This is a genomic window from Azotobacter chroococcum, from assembly GCF_002220155.1.
Lineage (GTDB): Bacteria > Pseudomonadota > Gammaproteobacteria > Pseudomonadales > Pseudomonadaceae > Azotobacter > Azotobacter chroococcum.
On the sequence record NZ_CP011835.1, the window covers coordinates 1222747 to 1237351 of the forward strand.

The 14605-nt window shown below is 68.8% G+C and carries 6 protein-coding genes; 3 read left to right on the forward strand and 3 right to left on the reverse strand.

Annotation, left to right across the window (positions count from 1 at the left end; all coding sequences use genetic code 11):
• Positions 1-49: 49 nt before the first annotated feature.
• Entirely contained in the window at positions 50-2449 is a 2400-nt protein-coding gene (gene lon / locus ACG10_RS05695; protein WP_089167471.1) for an endopeptidase La, read from the reverse strand.
• Between the two features lie 174 nt (positions 2450-2623).
• Between lon and ACG10_RS05700 the strand changes: the two genes are divergently transcribed.
• Positions 2624-4672 carry a TonB-dependent receptor gene (locus ACG10_RS05700; RefSeq protein WP_089167472.1) on the forward strand — a complete coding sequence of 683 codons (2049 nt, stop codon included), beginning with the start codon at positions 2624-2626 and terminating at the stop codon, positions 4670-4672.
• Between the two features lie 67 nt (positions 4673-4739).
• Positions 4740-7907, forward strand: a complete 3168-nt coding sequence (putA, locus tag ACG10_RS05705; RefSeq protein WP_089167473.1) for a bifunctional proline dehydrogenase/L-glutamate gamma-semialdehyde dehydrogenase PutA — start codon at positions 4740-4742, stop codon at positions 7905-7907.
• Positions 7908-7966: 59 nt separating this feature from the next.
• Here putA and ACG10_RS05710 read toward each other — a convergent pair whose 3' ends face one another.
• The gene (locus ACG10_RS05710; protein WP_089167474.1) at positions 7967-11059 is read right to left on the reverse strand and encodes a transglycosylase domain-containing protein; all 3093 of its coding nucleotides are present in this window, start codon (positions 11057-11059) and stop codon (positions 7967-7969) included.
• Between the two features lie 136 nt (positions 11060-11195).
• Positions 11196-12122 carry a transcriptional regulator MetR gene (gene metR / locus ACG10_RS05715; RefSeq protein WP_039805532.1) on the reverse strand — a complete coding sequence of 309 codons (927 nt, stop codon included), beginning with the start codon at positions 12120-12122 and terminating at the stop codon, positions 11196-11198.
• Positions 12123-12229: 107 nt separating this feature from the next.
• On the opposite strand from metR, the gene metE reads away from it, so the two are divergent.
• On the forward strand, positions 12230-14521 hold the full coding sequence (metE, locus tag ACG10_RS05720) for a 5-methyltetrahydropteroyltriglutamate--homocysteine S-methyltransferase (protein ID WP_089167475.1): 2292 nt from the start codon (positions 12230-12232) through the stop codon (positions 14519-14521).
• The last annotated feature ends 84 nt before the right edge of the window (positions 14522-14605 follow it).

A 14605-nucleotide genomic window follows, 5' to 3' on the forward strand; every position in this document is an offset into this window, starting at 1 on the left:
GCTGCCTGGTGCGGGAGCGGCGGGCGAGGTTGGTCGCCCGCCTGGATAATCAGAGCTTGTCGGGGAACAGCACCCTGGCCACGTCGGCGAAACGCTTGGCGAAGTGCACGGTCAGGCCTTCCTTGAGATAGTCCGGCAGTTCCTCGAAATCGCCGCGGTTAGCTTCCGGCAGGATCAGTTCGAAGAGCTTTTGCCGGCGGGCGGCGATCACCTTCTCGCGAACCCCGCCGATGGCCAGCACCTGGCCGGTGAGGGTCAGTTCGCCGGTCATCGCCACATCCTGCTTCGGCGCCTGGTTGCGCGCCAGCGACAGCAGGGCGCTGGCCATGCTGATGCCGGCGCTCGGGCCGTCCTTGGGCGTGGCGCCTTCCGGCACGTGCAGGTGGACGAAGGCCTGGTCGAAGAAGGTCGGATCGCCCTTGTACTGCTTGAGGTGCGAGCTGATGTAGCTGTAGGCGATCTCTGCCGACTCCTTCATCACCTCGCCGAGCTTGCCGGTCAGCTTGAAGCCGCGGTTGAGGGTATGGATGCGTGTCGCCTCGATCGGCAGGGTGGCGCCGCCCATGCTGGTCCAGGCCAGGCCGGTGATGATGCCGACGCCCTGCAGATGGCGCTCCTTGCGAAACGGCGGCATGCCCAGGTAGTCCTCGAGGTCCCTGGGCCCGACCTTCAGCGTGGCTTCGGGGGTCTCCAGCAGCCGGACCACCGCCTTGCGCACGATCTTGCCCAGCTGCTTCTCCAGCTGGCGCACGCCGGCTTCGCGGGCATAGCCGTCGATCACCGTCTTCAGCGCACTGTCGCTGATCGACAGGCGCTTCTTCGGCACCCCGGCCCTCTCCAGCTGGCGCGGCCACAGGTGGCGCTTGGCGATGGCGAACTTCTCCTCGGCGATGTAGCCGGACAGGCGGATCACCTCCATGCGGTCGAGCAACGCGCCGGGAATCGAGTCCAGGGTGTTCGCCGTGCAGACGAACAGCACCTTGGACAGGTCCAGGCGCAGGTCCAGGTAGTGGTCGAGGAAGGCCACGTTCTGCTCGGGATCGAGCGTCTCGAGCAGCGCCGAAGCCGGGTCGCCGTGATGGCTGGCGCCCAGCTTGTCGATCTCGTCGAGCATGATCACCGGGTTCATCACCTCGACGTCCTTCAGCGCCTGCACCAGTTTTCCCGGCAGGGCGCCGATGTAGGTGCGCCGGTGGCCCTTGATCTCCGCCTCGTCGCGCATGCCGCCGACGGAAAAGCGGTAGAACGGCCGGCCGAGGGATTCGGCGATCGACTTGCCGATGCTGGTCTTGCCGACGCCGGGCGGGCCGATCAGCAGGACGATGGAGCCGGCGATCTCGCCCTTGAAGGCGCCGACGGCAAGGAACTCGATGATCCGTGCCTTGATGTCGTCCATCCCGGCATGATGCTGGTCGAGCACCTTGCGGGCATGGCCCAGATCGAGCCGGTCCTTACCGTAGATACCCCACGGGATGCTGGTCGCCCAGTCCAGATAGTTGCGGGTGACCGCGTATTCCGGCGAGCCGGTCTCGAGGATCGACAGCTTGTTGAGCTCCTCGTCGATGCGCTTCTGCGCCGCCGGCGGCACTGTCTTGCCTTCCAGGCGGGCGCGGAACTCGTCGGCGTCGGCGCTCTTGTCGTCCTTGGTGATGCCCAGCTCGCGCTGGATGATCTTCAGCTGTTCCTTGAGGAAGAACTCGCGCTGGCGCTCGCCGATCTTGCGGTTGACCTCGGCGGACAGCTCGTTCTGCAGGCGCGCGACCTCCACCTCCTTGCGCAGCAGCGGCAGGACCTTCTCCATGCGCTTGAGCACCGGCACGGTGTCCAGCACCTCCTGCAGCTCATCGCCCGGCGCGGTGGTCAGCGCGGCGGCGAAGTCGGTCAGCGGCGAGGGATCGTTGGGGCTGAAGCGGTTCAGGTAGTTCTTCAGCTCCTCGCTGTACAGCGGGTTGAGCGGCAAGAGCTCCTTGATCGCGTTTATCAGCGCCATGCCGTAGGCCTTGACCTCGTCGCGCGGGTCCTGGGCGCTCTTCGGATAGTCCACCTCGACCAGATACGGTGGCTTGCGGCTCAGCCAGCCTCGGATGCGCACCCGCGCCAGGCCCTGGGCGACGAACTGCAGCTTGCCGCCCTCCTGGCTGGCGTGGTGGATGCGCACCAGGGTGCCGTGCGCGGGCAGCTTGTCCGGATCGAAATCCTCGGCGTCCTCCGGCGGCGGGTCCATGTAGAACAGCGCCAAGCTGCGGTGCGGCGTCTTGGCCACGCGCTTGAGGGTTTCCGCCCAGGGGTCGGGATTGACCACCACCGGCAGCACCTGGGCCGGGAAGAACGGGCGGTTGTGGATCGGAATGACGTACACCTGGTCGGGCAGGGTCTGTTCGGGCAGGGCGAGACTGTTGGTCGCGGTTTCTTCCTCGACGATCTCGGGCGCGATTTCCTGGTCGTTCATGACTCACCTGGTCTGGCAGCTTTGCCGACTAGATGGGGCGCAGGGGCGGTTTTTTCAATCCGCAGGGAGCCTCCGAAAGGGGCTTAATTGTTATGATATAACATGATAGATTCGCCGCCCCGACGCGGCCCGGCTCCTGCCCGGCCTTCCGCTATCTGCACTCTGGAGACAAGCATGAAGCGCCATCCCCTCGCCTGGACCCTCGGACTGAGCCTGGTCCCGGCCGTCTGGGCGAGCGAGCCGGTGGAACTGCAGTCCACCGTGGTCAGCGCCAGCGCCCTGGCCAAGAAGCCTCACGAAATGACCACTCCGGCCGAGGTGCTGGAGGGCGACGAGCTGATCCGGCGCCGCGAGGCGACCCTCGGCGAAACCCTGGAAGGCCTACCCGGCGTGCGTTCGGCGAGCTTCGGCGCGGGCGTCGGGCGGCCGCTGATCCGTGGCCAGCAGGGCGCGCGGGTGAAGATGCTGAACGACGGCGTGGACACGCTCGACGCCTCGAGCGTCAGCCCGGACCACGCGGTGACCAGCGAGCCGCTGCTGGCCGAGCGCATCGAGGTGCTCAAGGGGCCGGCGACCCTGCTCTACGGCGGCGGCGCGATCGGCGGGGTGGTCAACACGATCGACAAGAGGGTGCCCACCTATGTCCCGGAGAACGGCTACGAGGGCGAGCTGGAGCTGCGCGCCAACAGCGTGGCCAACGAGGGCTCGGGTGTCTTCGGCATCACTGCCGGCAGCGGCAATTTCGCGGTGCGCGTGGAGGGGGTCAAGCGCCAGGCCGACGACTACGAGATCCACGGCTCGCCGAGCAAGCAGGAAGGCTCCTACAACGACACCGACACCTTCAGCCTGGGCGCCAGCTTCGTCAGCGAGCGCGGTTATCTCGGCGTGGCCTACAGCGAGCAGGACAACCGCTACGGGCTGCTCGGTCACCAGCATGCCGACTGTCACCTCGACGGGGCGGCCTGGCATTGCGGCGACGAGCACGAGCACGAGGACGAGGACGAGGAGCACGCAGGTGAAGAGCACGAAGGCGAGGAACACGACGAGCATGAGGGAGAGGGCGTGCCCTACGTGGATCTGCGCCAGTACCGCTGGGACCTGCGTGGCGAGCTCGCCGACCCGCTGCCCGGCTTCGAGCTGGCGCGCCTGCGCGTCGCCCACAGCGACTACCGCCACGAGGAAATCGAGGGCGGCAAGGTCGACACCCGCTTCGACAACGACGCCAGCGATGCCCGTCTGGAGCTGACCCACCAGCCGCTGTTCGGCTGGCGCGGCGTGCTCGGCGGGCAGACCCTGCGCCGCGACTTCGAGGCCACCGGCGAGGAGGCCTACGTGCCGCCGACCATCACCCGCAACCACGCGCTGTTCCTGCTCGAGGAATACACCGCCGGCGCCTGGCGCTACGAGCTGGGCCTGCGCCACGAGTGGCAGGACATCGAGGCCGAGGGCCGGCCGGACAAGAGCCATCGCGGCACCTCGTTCTCCGCCGGCGCGGTGTGGACCTTCGCCCCCGAGTACTCGCTCGGCTTTTCGCTGAGCCGCTCGCAGCGTCTGCCGAGCGCCGAGGAGCTGTATGCCGATGGCCCGCACGCAGCGACCCGCACCGTCGAGCTGGGCGATCCCGGGCTGGACGAGGAAACCTCGCACAATGCCGAGCTGACCCTGCGCAAGTTCGCCGGGCGCACCACCTTCAGTCTGACCCTGTACCGCAACCAGGTGGACGACTACATCTACGCCGCCGACACCGGCCGCGACATCGGCTCCAGCTACCGGGAGATCGAGTACCGCCAGGAGGACGCGCTGTTCACCGGCGCCGAGGGCGAGGTGCGCTTCCAGGCCAGCGACGCCACGGCCGTGACCCTGTTCGGCGACCGGGTGCGCGGCAAGCTGCTGGATGGCGGCGGCGACCTGCCGCGGATTCCCGCCGGGCGTCTCGGCGTGCGTCTGGATCACGGCTTCACGCCCAGCCTCGACGGCCAGCTGGAGTTCTACCGGGTGAACCATCAGCAGCGGCTGGCCGATTTCGAGACCGAAACCTCCGGCTACAGCATGCTCGGCACCAGCCTTACCTACCACGGCGCGCTCCGGCATGCCGACTACCAGATCTACCTCAAGGGCGACAACCTGCTGGACCAGAAGATCCGCGACCACAGCTCCTTCATCAAGGATGATGTCGTGCAGCCGGGACGCAACCTGACCCTGGGAATGCGGATGACCTTCTGAGTCGGGGGCGACTGGCCTGCCTGCCACTTGCTATCGTCTAATCGGGTTTGGCGAAAGGAGGTGGGTGATGTTCAAAGCCAGTCGGGTCCTGCAGGACGATGTGCTCGACACCAGCGCCGGGGAGTTCTTCCCGGTCATCAGCGCCAACTATTGCGTCGACGAGGCAGCGTGGCTGAACGAGCTGCTGCCGCTGGCCGATCCCGGCGAGGCCGGCATCGCGGCGATCCGCGAGAGTGCCCGGGCATTGATCGAAGCGGTGCGCCGGCGCGGCAACGCGGAGGACACCCTGGATGCCCTGCTGCGCGAGTACAGCCTGGATACCCAGGAGGGGCTGATGCTCATGTGCCTGGCCGAAGCGCTGCTGCGGGTGCCCGACCCGGCCACCGCCGAGGCGCTGATCCGCGACAAGCTGAGCGCGGCCCAGTGGGCGCAGCACCTCGGCCACAGCGACAACCTGCTGGTCAACTTCGCCGCCTGGGGGCTGCTGATGACCGGCCGGCTGGTCAGTCCGGAAAGCCCCGACGGTCGGCCGAAGAAGGTGATCGGCCGGCTCCTGCAGCGCTCCGGCGAGCCGGTGATCCGCGCCGCGCTGAGCCAGGCGATGAAGCTGATGGGCAGCCAGTTCGTGCTCGGCCGCAACATCGCCGAGGCGCTGCGCAACGCGCGCCGGGCCCGCGAGCGCGGCTACAGCCACTCCTTCGACATGCTCGGCGAAGCCGCCCTGACCGAGGGAGCCGCCGACCGCTTCCTGACCGACTACCGCCTGGCCATCGAGGCCCTCGGCCGCGAGCCGCAGGTCGGCAGCGGGCCGCGGCCGTCGATCTCGATCAAGCTCTCGGCGCTGCATCCGCGCTACGAGGCGGCGCAGCGCCAGCGGGTGCTCGCCGAGCTGTTCGCCAGCGTGCGCGAACTGGCCGAGCTGGCCCGCTCGGTGAACGTCGGCATTACCATCGACGCCGAGGAGGCCGACCGCCTGGAGCTGTCCCTGGAGCTGTTCGAGAAACTGCTCTGCGACCCGGCGATCCGCGGCTGGGGCGAGTTCGGCCTGGTGGTGCAGGCCTACTCCAAGCGGGCGCTGCCGGTTCTGGTCTGGCTGACCCTGCTCGGCCGCGAGCTGGACACGCGCATCCCGGTGCGTCTGGTCAAGGGCGCCTACTGGGACAGCGAGATCAAGCAGTGCCAGGTGCAGGGGCTGGACGGCTATCCGGTGTTCACCCGCAAGGAGGGCACCGACACCTCGTACCTGGCCTGCGCCCGCTACCTGCTCGGCAAGCATACCCGCGGGGTGCTCTATCCGCAGTTCGCCACCCACAACGCGCATACCGTCGCCTGCATCCTGGCCATGGCCGGCGAAGCCCGCCCGCCGCGCGACTTCGAGTTCCAACGCCTGCACGGCATGGGCGATGCGCTGTACGACTGCATTCTCGCGCAGCATGGCGCCCGGGTGCGCATCTACGCGCCGGTGGGGGAGTACCGCGAGCTGCTGCCCTATCTGGTCCGCCGCCTGCTGGAGAACGGCGCCAACTCCTCGTTCGTGCACCGGCTGGTCGATCCGCGGATTCCGGTGGAGACCTTGATCGAGCATCCGCTGGAGCAGCTGCGCCGCTGCAGCAGCCTGGCCAACCCGCGCATCCCGCTGCCGGCGGATATCCACGGCGCGGAGCGGAAGAACTCGCGGGGCATCAACCTGAACGTGCGCAGCCAGTGGGAGCCGTTCGAGCGGGCCCTGCGGGTGCAGCTGGAGCACCGCTGGCAGGCGACGCCGCTGGTCGACGGGCAGGTCCTCGCCGGCGAGGTGCACGAGGTGTGCTCTCCCCAGGACCTCGACCGGGTGGTCGGTACCGTCTGGTTCGCCGGAGTGGAGCTGGTCGGCCAGGCCATGGAGCGGCTTGCCGCGGCCTGGCCGCGCTGGAACGCCACACCGGTGGAGCAGCGCGCCGCGATTCTCGAACGGCTCGCCGACCTGCTCGAGGAGCATCGCGCCGAACTGGTGGCGCTGTGCATCCTGGAGGCCGGCAAGACCATCCAGGATAGTCTTGACGAGGTGCGCGAGGCGGTGGATTTCTGCCGCTACTACGCCCGCCAGGCGCGCCTGAGCCTGGGGCGCACGGAGCTGCGGGGGCCGACCGGCGAGCGCAACGAGCTGTTTTATGAAGGGCGCGGGCTGTTCGTCTGCATCAGTCCGTGGAACTTTCCCCTGGCGATCTACCTGGGGCAGATCGCCGCCGCGCTGGTCGCCGGCAACTGCGTGCTGGCCAAGCCGGCCGAGCAGACCAGCCTGATCGCCGCCCGCGCCCTGGATCTGCTGTTCGCCGCCGGCCTGCCGAAGGAGGCGATCGCCTTCCTGCCCGGCGACGGCCCCGCGCTTGGCGCCGCCTGCTGTGCCGATCCGCACCTGGCCGGGGTCTGCTTCACCGGCTCCACCGACACCGCGCGGCTGATCAACCGCCGTCTGGCCTGGCGCGACGGGCCGCTGGTCACGTTGATCGCCGAGACCGGCGGGCAGAACGTGATGATCGTCGACTCCACCGCGTTGCCCGAGCAGGTGGTCAAGGATGCCCTGCATTCGGCCTTCACCAGTGCCGGGCAGCGCTGCTCGGCGCTGCGCGTGCTGTATCTGCAGAACGAGATCGCCGGGGCGGCGATCGGCCTGCTCCGCGGCGCGATGGCCGAGCTGCGGGTCGGTCTGCCGCAGCGCCGCGACAGCGATGTCGGGCCATTGATCGATGCACAGGCCCGCCAGGCGCTACTAGAGCATGTCGATACGCTCAAGGGCGAGGGGCGACTGCTCGCCGAGGCGAGCCTGCCGGCCGGCCTGAGCGGCCATTTCCTGGCCCCGGTAGCATTCGAGATCGGCGGCATCGGCGAGCTCAGGAAGGAGCATTTCGGTCCCATCCTGCATGTGGTGCGCTATGCCGCGGAGGAGCTCGAGCAGGTGGTCGCGGCGATCAATGCCAGCGGCTACGGCCTGACCCTCGGCGTGCACAGCCGCAACGAGGCGACCGCCCGGCGCATCGAGGCCCTGGCGCGGGTCGGCAATCTCTACATCAACCGCAACCAGATCGGCGCGGTGGTCGGTGTGCAGCCCTTCGGCGGCTGCGGCCTGTCCGGCACCGGGCCGAAGGCCGGCGGGCCGAACTATCTGCTGCGCTTCGTCCATGAGCGCTCCACCGCGATCAACACTGCTGCGGTGGGCGGCAATGCCTCGCTGCTGTCGCTGACCGAAGAGGAGTGAGCGCGCCGTTCCGCTGATCGCCTGCGCTCCCTGCCAGGGCAGGGGCGCGGCGAGTGGTTCTAGTTGCGCGCGGTCGCCGGCGCTGCCTGGCAGAGGCTGTTCGGCCCCTGCAGGTAGGGCTGGAGAATCGGCGCCATGCCCTTGAGGACCTGCACCGGTAGCGCCGAGGTGAACTGGAACTTCTCCGCGGCGCGGCCGGGAACGTAGGCGGTGAGGGTGCCGAAGTGGTTCGGCCCGAGGTAGAAGACGAAGGTGGCGGTGCGGTTTAGTGCCTGCGAGCTGACCACGTAGCCGCCGCGGGTAAAGCGCTGGATGCGGTTGTCGCCGGTGCCGGTCTTGCCGCCCACGGTCAGCACCGTGCCGTCAGCCTGGCGGAAGCTGCCATGCAGGCGCCGGGCGGTGCCGTTCTCCACCACCTGGGCGAGGGCGCCGCGCAGGGCCGCGGCGACCTCCGGGGCGAGCACCCGGTGGGCGCGGTCCGGCGCGAGGCCGAGACGGGTTTCGTAGGGTGTGTCGACGGCGAACTCCAGGCTGTCGATGCGCACCACCGGCAGGCGCACGCCATCGTTGAGGATGATGCCGATCAGCTCGGCGAGCGCCGCCGGGCGATCGCCCGAGCTGCCCAGGGCGGTGGCCAGCGAGGGCACCAGATGGGGGAAGGGATAGCCCAGCCGCTGCCAGCGCTGATGGATGTCGAGGAAGGCCTCCACTTCCACCATGGTGCGGATGCGGCTGTCCCGGGCGCTGCGGTGCCGGCTCTTGAACAGCCAGCCGTAGACCTCCTGGCGCTCGTCGCGGCTGGCCTCCACCACCTCCTCGTAGCCGGCTGCCGGGTGCTGGATCAGGTACCCCAGCAGCCACAGGTCAAGGGGATGGACGCGGGCGATGTAGCCCTGGTCGGGCAGGTTGAAGGCGCCGGGACCGTAGGTCCGGTAGAGGCTGTCGAGGCGCTTCTCGGTAAGGGTGCGGTCGTTCGGCAGCTGGGCGCGCAGGAAGGTGTCGAAGCTGGCGCGGTCGCTCTGCGGCAGCAGGTAGCGGTGCACCGCGGCGAGCCGCACCGGGGTGACGCGCAGGCCCTCGAGGAAGGTGGCGAGGCGCTCGTCGCTGCTCTTGCCGCGGTACTTGTTCCAGAAGCGGCGCAGGTACACCGTGCCCTCGCGGTCGGCGAAGCGGGTCAGGTACTCTAGGCGGCGCGGGTCCTGGTCGTCCTTGAGCAGGGCGACGCTGTTGTTCGGCGACTGGTAGATGGTGTAGCGGACGATGTCGCGCAACAGGCGCACGAAGGGCAGGTTGATCGACTCGCGCAGCGACTCGCGCATGGTCGGCCGGCGGCCGTTGTCCTCCTTGCGGAAGTTGGCGAAGGTGTGCAGGCCACCGCCGGTGAAGAAGCTCTCGCCCGGGCTCGCCGAGTAGCGACGCTCGAGGGCGGCGTCAAGCATGGCCGGCAGACTGCCGTCCGGATTCATCATCAGCCATTCGAGCGCCCAGCGGGTCAGGAAGTCCAGCGGCTCCGTCTGCGTCTCCGCTGCCTGCAGCGCAGCCCGGTCCTGTCCGGCGAAGCGCGCGTGCAGCTCGGCGACGATCTCCAGGTAGGTGGCCAGCACCCGCAGCTTGGCGGTCGAGCCCAGCTCCAGCTTGCTGCCCTCGTTGATGTCGAAGGGCTGCGCGGTGCTGTCGGTCTGCACCCGCACCAGGAAGCTGTCGCCGCTGCGTTCGAACAGCGTGAAGCTGTAGCGCACCTCGGCGGTCTTCTCCGGCGACAGCAGGCGTTCGCCGAACAGGCCGACGCGTTCGGCGAAGGCCGGGTCGGCCAGCTGGCCCAGATACTGGGTGACGGCGTCCTGCAGCTCGCCCTGCAGGGGCGTGCTGGCGGACAGGTCGAAGCGGTCGAGGTCGTACAGCGAACGCTGCAGCAGGGTAGCCAGACGGCTGCGGGCGACGCTGATGCCCTTGGTGGTTTCGATGGGCTGGACCGCCGGCTCCTGCATCCAGTCGCGGAACGTGACGCGCTGGGCCAGGGCGGCCTCGGCTAGGCCGGCATCGAGCAGCCCGCCGCTGCGCAGCAGGCGGATGTGGCTGTCGGTGAGGGCGGCCAGCTCGTCGCGGCCGGCGATCAGGTAGTGGGAGGGCCGGCGCTGGGCGATCAGCAGCGAAAGCACCTGGCGCAGCGCCAGGCCGCGTTCGGCGGGGCTGGCGTCCGCCGAGGCGAGCAGCTGGTTGACCCGGGCGAAGTCGGCGCCGTACCAGACCCGCAGGCCGTCGGCCAGGCCGTGCACCTCGCCGTAGCCCGGCGCGGCGGCGAGCGGCACACTGTTCAGGTAGTCGCGCACCACGTCCTGCCGCGCCTCCATGGTCTGCGGGCCGTCCTGGTAGGCGCGCACGCTGGCGGAGAACATCTGCCGCAGCTTTTCCATGGCCGAGTCGGTCAGGCCGTCCGGCGAGTGGCGGTATTTCTCGATCTGCGTGGCCAGGGTGCTGCCGCCGGCCGTCTGGCCGGCAAAGCCGAACAGCTCGCGGACCTGGGAGAGCGCGGCCTTGGCGAAGCGCGGCCAGTCCACCGCGGGGTTGGCCAGCGGCTGCGCCGGGTCGAGCAGATAGCGGTTTTCGATGAACAGCAGGCTGCTTACCACCAGCGGCGGGATGCCGGCGTAGTCGGGATAGAACTCCTTCGGCAGGCGGTAGCTGTAGAGCGGCAGGCCGCGGCAGTCGCTGATGGTCAGCCCGGCCTGGGGCTTTTCCGCATAGGGCGGAAACAGGCCGTGGCGGCTGTAGTCCAGCAACGGCTGGGAGAAGCGCGCCTGGCGAGTGATCTCGAAGCCCCGCTGTTCGAGCCGCGGCAGCCATTCGGGCAGCGCCGTGTAGCCGAGGCGGCGGTCGTAGGGGCCGTATTCGGGAAAATGGATCGCCGGGCTCGGGCCGTCACCCACCGAATAGCCGAGGGTGGCGGCGTAGCGGCTGATCTCCCGGGATTGCAGGCGCGAGGTCTGCATTTCGGAGTAGAGCAGCATGCCGAGCACGGTGGCAGCGGCCAGCACGAGCAGCCATAACAGCAGGCGCCAGCGCAGCCGGCGGGGCGGAGGAGGAGCGGTGGCCGGCAGATCGTGCTCGGGGAGCTCGGATTGCTGTTTATCGGTCTGCCAAATTGCACCCATATCAACCTGTACCTGGCGGTTTACGCCTGTCTGCCTGTCCTGTCGGACATTAGCTTAGCCGTTGCCTGCAGCCCCCGGGGAGCCTCTTTCAGCGCTCTTTTGCGCACTGTTTCGCTTGCCGGGCGAGTGGGGCGGCTCAGCGGCTTTTCTGCGCCGCGCTGACGCCTTCCAGAGTGGCGAAGGAGGTGTCCTTGGCAGTCAGCAGGAAGTCGCGCATGAAGGGCGCGTCCAGCATGTCGGCGCGGATCGCCGCGTGCAGGGTGGCGTATAGGCCTTTCTCGCCGAGCCGCCTCGCGGTGACGTAGCCGCGCGAGCTGTACTCGTGCAGCGCCCAGTTCGGCAGGCAGCAGACCCCGCGCCCGGAGGCCACCAGCTGCAGCATCATCACCGTCAGCTCGGCGGTGCGCACGCCGGCCGGTTCAACGTCGGCCGGATCGAGAAAGCGGGTGAAGATGTCCAGGCGATCGCGCTCCACCGGGTAGTGGATCAGCACCTCCCCGGCCAGGTCGGCGGGGCGGACGTAGGGTCTGGCGGCCAGCGGGTGCTGGTTGGCCACGGCGAGCAGCGCCTCGTAGGTGAACAGCGGCACGTAGGCGATGCCGGGCATCTCCAGCGGGTCGGAGGTCACCACCAGGTCGAGATCGCCGCGGGCCAGCGCCGGCAGGGGCGCGAAGGGGAAACCGGAGGCGAGATCCAGCTCGACCTCCGGCCAGGCGTCGCGGAACTGGTCGATGGTCGGCATCAGCCACTGGAAGCAGCTGTGGCACTCGATGGCCATGTGCAGGCGGCCGGCGGTGCCGCCGGCCAGGCGCGCCAGGTCGCGTTCGGCGCTGCGCAGCTGGGGCAGCAGGGCGTCGGCCAGCTGCAGCAGGCGCAGCCCGGCGCTGGTGAAGCGCAGCGGCTTGGTCTTGCGGATGAAGAGTTGCAGGCCGAGGCGATCTTCCAGTTCCTTGAACTGGTGGGACAGCGCCGACTGGGTCAGGTGCAGGCGCTCGGCGGCCTCCACCAGGCTGTCGGCCTCGCGCAGGGCGTGCAGGGTACGCAGGTGGCGCAGTTCGAGCATGGCGGCCTCTCATGAAAATTTATAAAGACAATCAAGAATAAGTTGAGTTTGTCTCATGTCATGGGCCTTGTCGACAATGCCGCCTTCACTGACATGGAGAACAGCGCATGGCCCTGGCCCACACCCTCGGATTCCCCCGCATCGGTCGCAATCGTGAATTGAAACAGGCCCTCGAAGCCTACTGGCAGGGCCGGCTGGACGAAGCCGGCCTGCGTGCGCTCGGCCGTTCGCTGCGCGCCGCCCACTGGCGGACGCAGCGGGATGCCGGCATCGAACTGCTGCCGGTCGGCGACTTCGCCTGGTACGACCAGGTCCTCGCCCATTCGCTGCTGGTCGGCGCGATTCCCCGGCGCTTTCGCCCGGCCGACGGGAAGGTCACCCTGGACACCCTGTTCGCCATGGCGCGCGGCACCGGCACCCGGGCGCTGGGGATGACCAAGTGGTTCGATACCAACTATCACTATCTAGTCCCCGAGTTCAGCGCCGACCAGCAGTTCCGCCTGAGCTGGGAGCAGCTGTTCGAGGAGGTAGCCGAGGCCCGGCAGCTGGGGTACAGGGTCAAGCCGGTGCTGCTCGGCCCGCTGACCTACCTCTGGCTGGGCAAGGCAAGAGGCGACGCGTTCGACCGGCTGGAACTGCTCGAACGGCTGCTGCCGGTCTATGGCGAGATCCTCGGCCGGCTCGCCGCGCTGGGCGTGGAGTGGGTGCAGATCGACGAGCCGATCCTGGTGCTGGATCTGCCCCAGGCTTGGAAAAGTGCCTTCGAGCAGGCCTATCACCTGCTGCAGCAGGCGCCGCTGAAGAAACTGCTGGCGACCTATTTCGGCGCGCTGGATGACAACCTCGGCCTGGCGGCGAACCTGCCGGTCGACGGCCTGCACATCGACCTGGTCCGCGCTCCGCAGCAGCTGGCCGGCGTGCTCGACCGCCTGCCGCCGTACAAGGTGCTGTCCCTCGGCGTGGTCAACGGCCGCAACGTCTGGCGCTGCGATCTGGAGCAGGCCCTGCAGCCGCTGCGGATGGCCGCCGAGCGCTTCGCCGAGCGGCTGTGGGTAGCGCCGTCCTGCTCGCTGCTGCACAGCCCGCTGGATCTGGCCCAGGAAGACGGGCTCGATGCGGAGTTGAAAGGGTGGCTGGCCTTCGCCGTGCAGAAATGCCGGGAGGTGGCGCTCCTGGCCCGCGCCGTCGAGGAGCCCGGGGCGCCCGAAGTGCGCGTGGCGCTGGCCGAGAGTCGGAGCGCCCAAGAGACGCGCCGGCAGTCCCCGCGCATCCACAAGCCAGCCGTGCAGGCCCGCCTGCAGGGCCTCGCTGCGAGCGACTGGCAACGACCGACGGCATTCAGCGAGCGCATCGGCCAGCAGCATGCGCAGCTCGAGCTGCCGGCATTCCCGACCACCACCATCGGCTCCTTTCCGCAGACCGCAGACATCCGCCAGGCGCGCCAGGCCTTCCGGCGCGGAGAGCTGGACGAGGCCGGCTATCGCGCGGCGATGCAGGCGCAGATCCGTCGGGCGGTCGAGGTGCAGGAGCGCCTCGGGCTGGATGTGCTGGTGCACGGCGAGGCCGAGCGCAACGACATGGTCGAGTACTTCGCCGAACAGCTGGACGGCTATGCCTTCACCCGCTTCGGCTGGGTGCAGAGTTACGGCTCGCGCTGCGTCAAGCCGGCGCTGATCGTCGGCGACATCCAGCGGCCGCGGCCGATGACGGTGGAGTGGATTCGCTATGCCCAGGGCCTTACCGGCAAGCCGATGAAGGGCATGCTTACGGGCCCGGTGACCATGCTGATGTGGTCCTTCCCGCGTGAGGACCTGCCGCGCGAGCAGCAGGCGCTGCAACTGGCCCTGGCGATCCGCGACGAGGTGCAGGACCTGGAGGCCGCCGGTATCCGCATCGTGCAGGTCGACGAGGCGGCTTTCCGCGAGGGGCTGCCGCTGCGCCAGGCCGAGCGCGGGCACTACCTGGACTGGGCGGTGCGGGCCTTCCGCCTGTGCAGCGCGGGGGTGCGTGACGAGACCCAGATCCATACCCATATGTGCTACAGCGAGTTCAACGACCTGATCGAGGCCATCGCGGCACTGGATGCCGACGTCCTCTCCATCGAGGCCTCGCGCTCGCAGATGGAGCTGCTCGAAGCCTTCGAGGCATTCGCCTATCCCGGCGAGATCGGCCCCGGCATCTACGACATCCACTCGCCGCGGGTGCCGGACCGGGAGGAAATGCTCGCGCTGCTGCACCAGGCCGCCGAGCGCATCCCGCCGGAGCGCCTGTGGGTGAACCCGGACTGCGGCCTGAAGACCCGCGGCTGGGCGGAAACCGAGGCGGCGCTGGCCAACATGGTGGCAGCGGCGCAGGCGCTGCGCGCGTCCCGGGCGCAGGCGGATGAGGGTAGCGCCTGAGCCGGCGGAAAGATCGATCCGGTGTCTACCGTTCGGCAGCCTTCATCAAACTGTCACTGTTATGTGGTAACGCGCTCGAACGAA

Bases quoted from the DNA above. Each gene is read 5' to 3' on its own strand.
- metR (WP_039805532.1), bottom strand. From the start codon at position 12,122: ATGCTCGAACTGCGCCACCTGCGTACCCTGCACGCCCTGCGCGAGGCC.
- lon (WP_089167471.1), bottom strand. From the start codon at position 2,449: ATGAACGACCAGGAAATCGCGCCCGAGATCGTCGAGGAAGAAACCGCG.
- ACG10_RS05700 (WP_089167472.1), top strand. From the start codon at position 2,624: ATGAAGCGCCATCCCCTCGCCTGGACCCTCGGACTGAGCCTGGTCCCG.
- ACG10_RS05710 (WP_089167474.1), bottom strand. From the start codon at position 11,059: ATGGGTGCAATTTGGCAGACCGATAAACAGCAATCCGAGCTCCCCGAG.
- metE (WP_089167475.1), top strand. From the start codon at position 12,230: ATGGCCCTGGCCCACACCCTCGGATTCCCCCGCATCGGTCGCAATCGT.
- putA (WP_089167473.1), top strand. From the start codon at position 4,740: ATGTTCAAAGCCAGTCGGGTCCTGCAGGACGATGTGCTCGACACCAGC.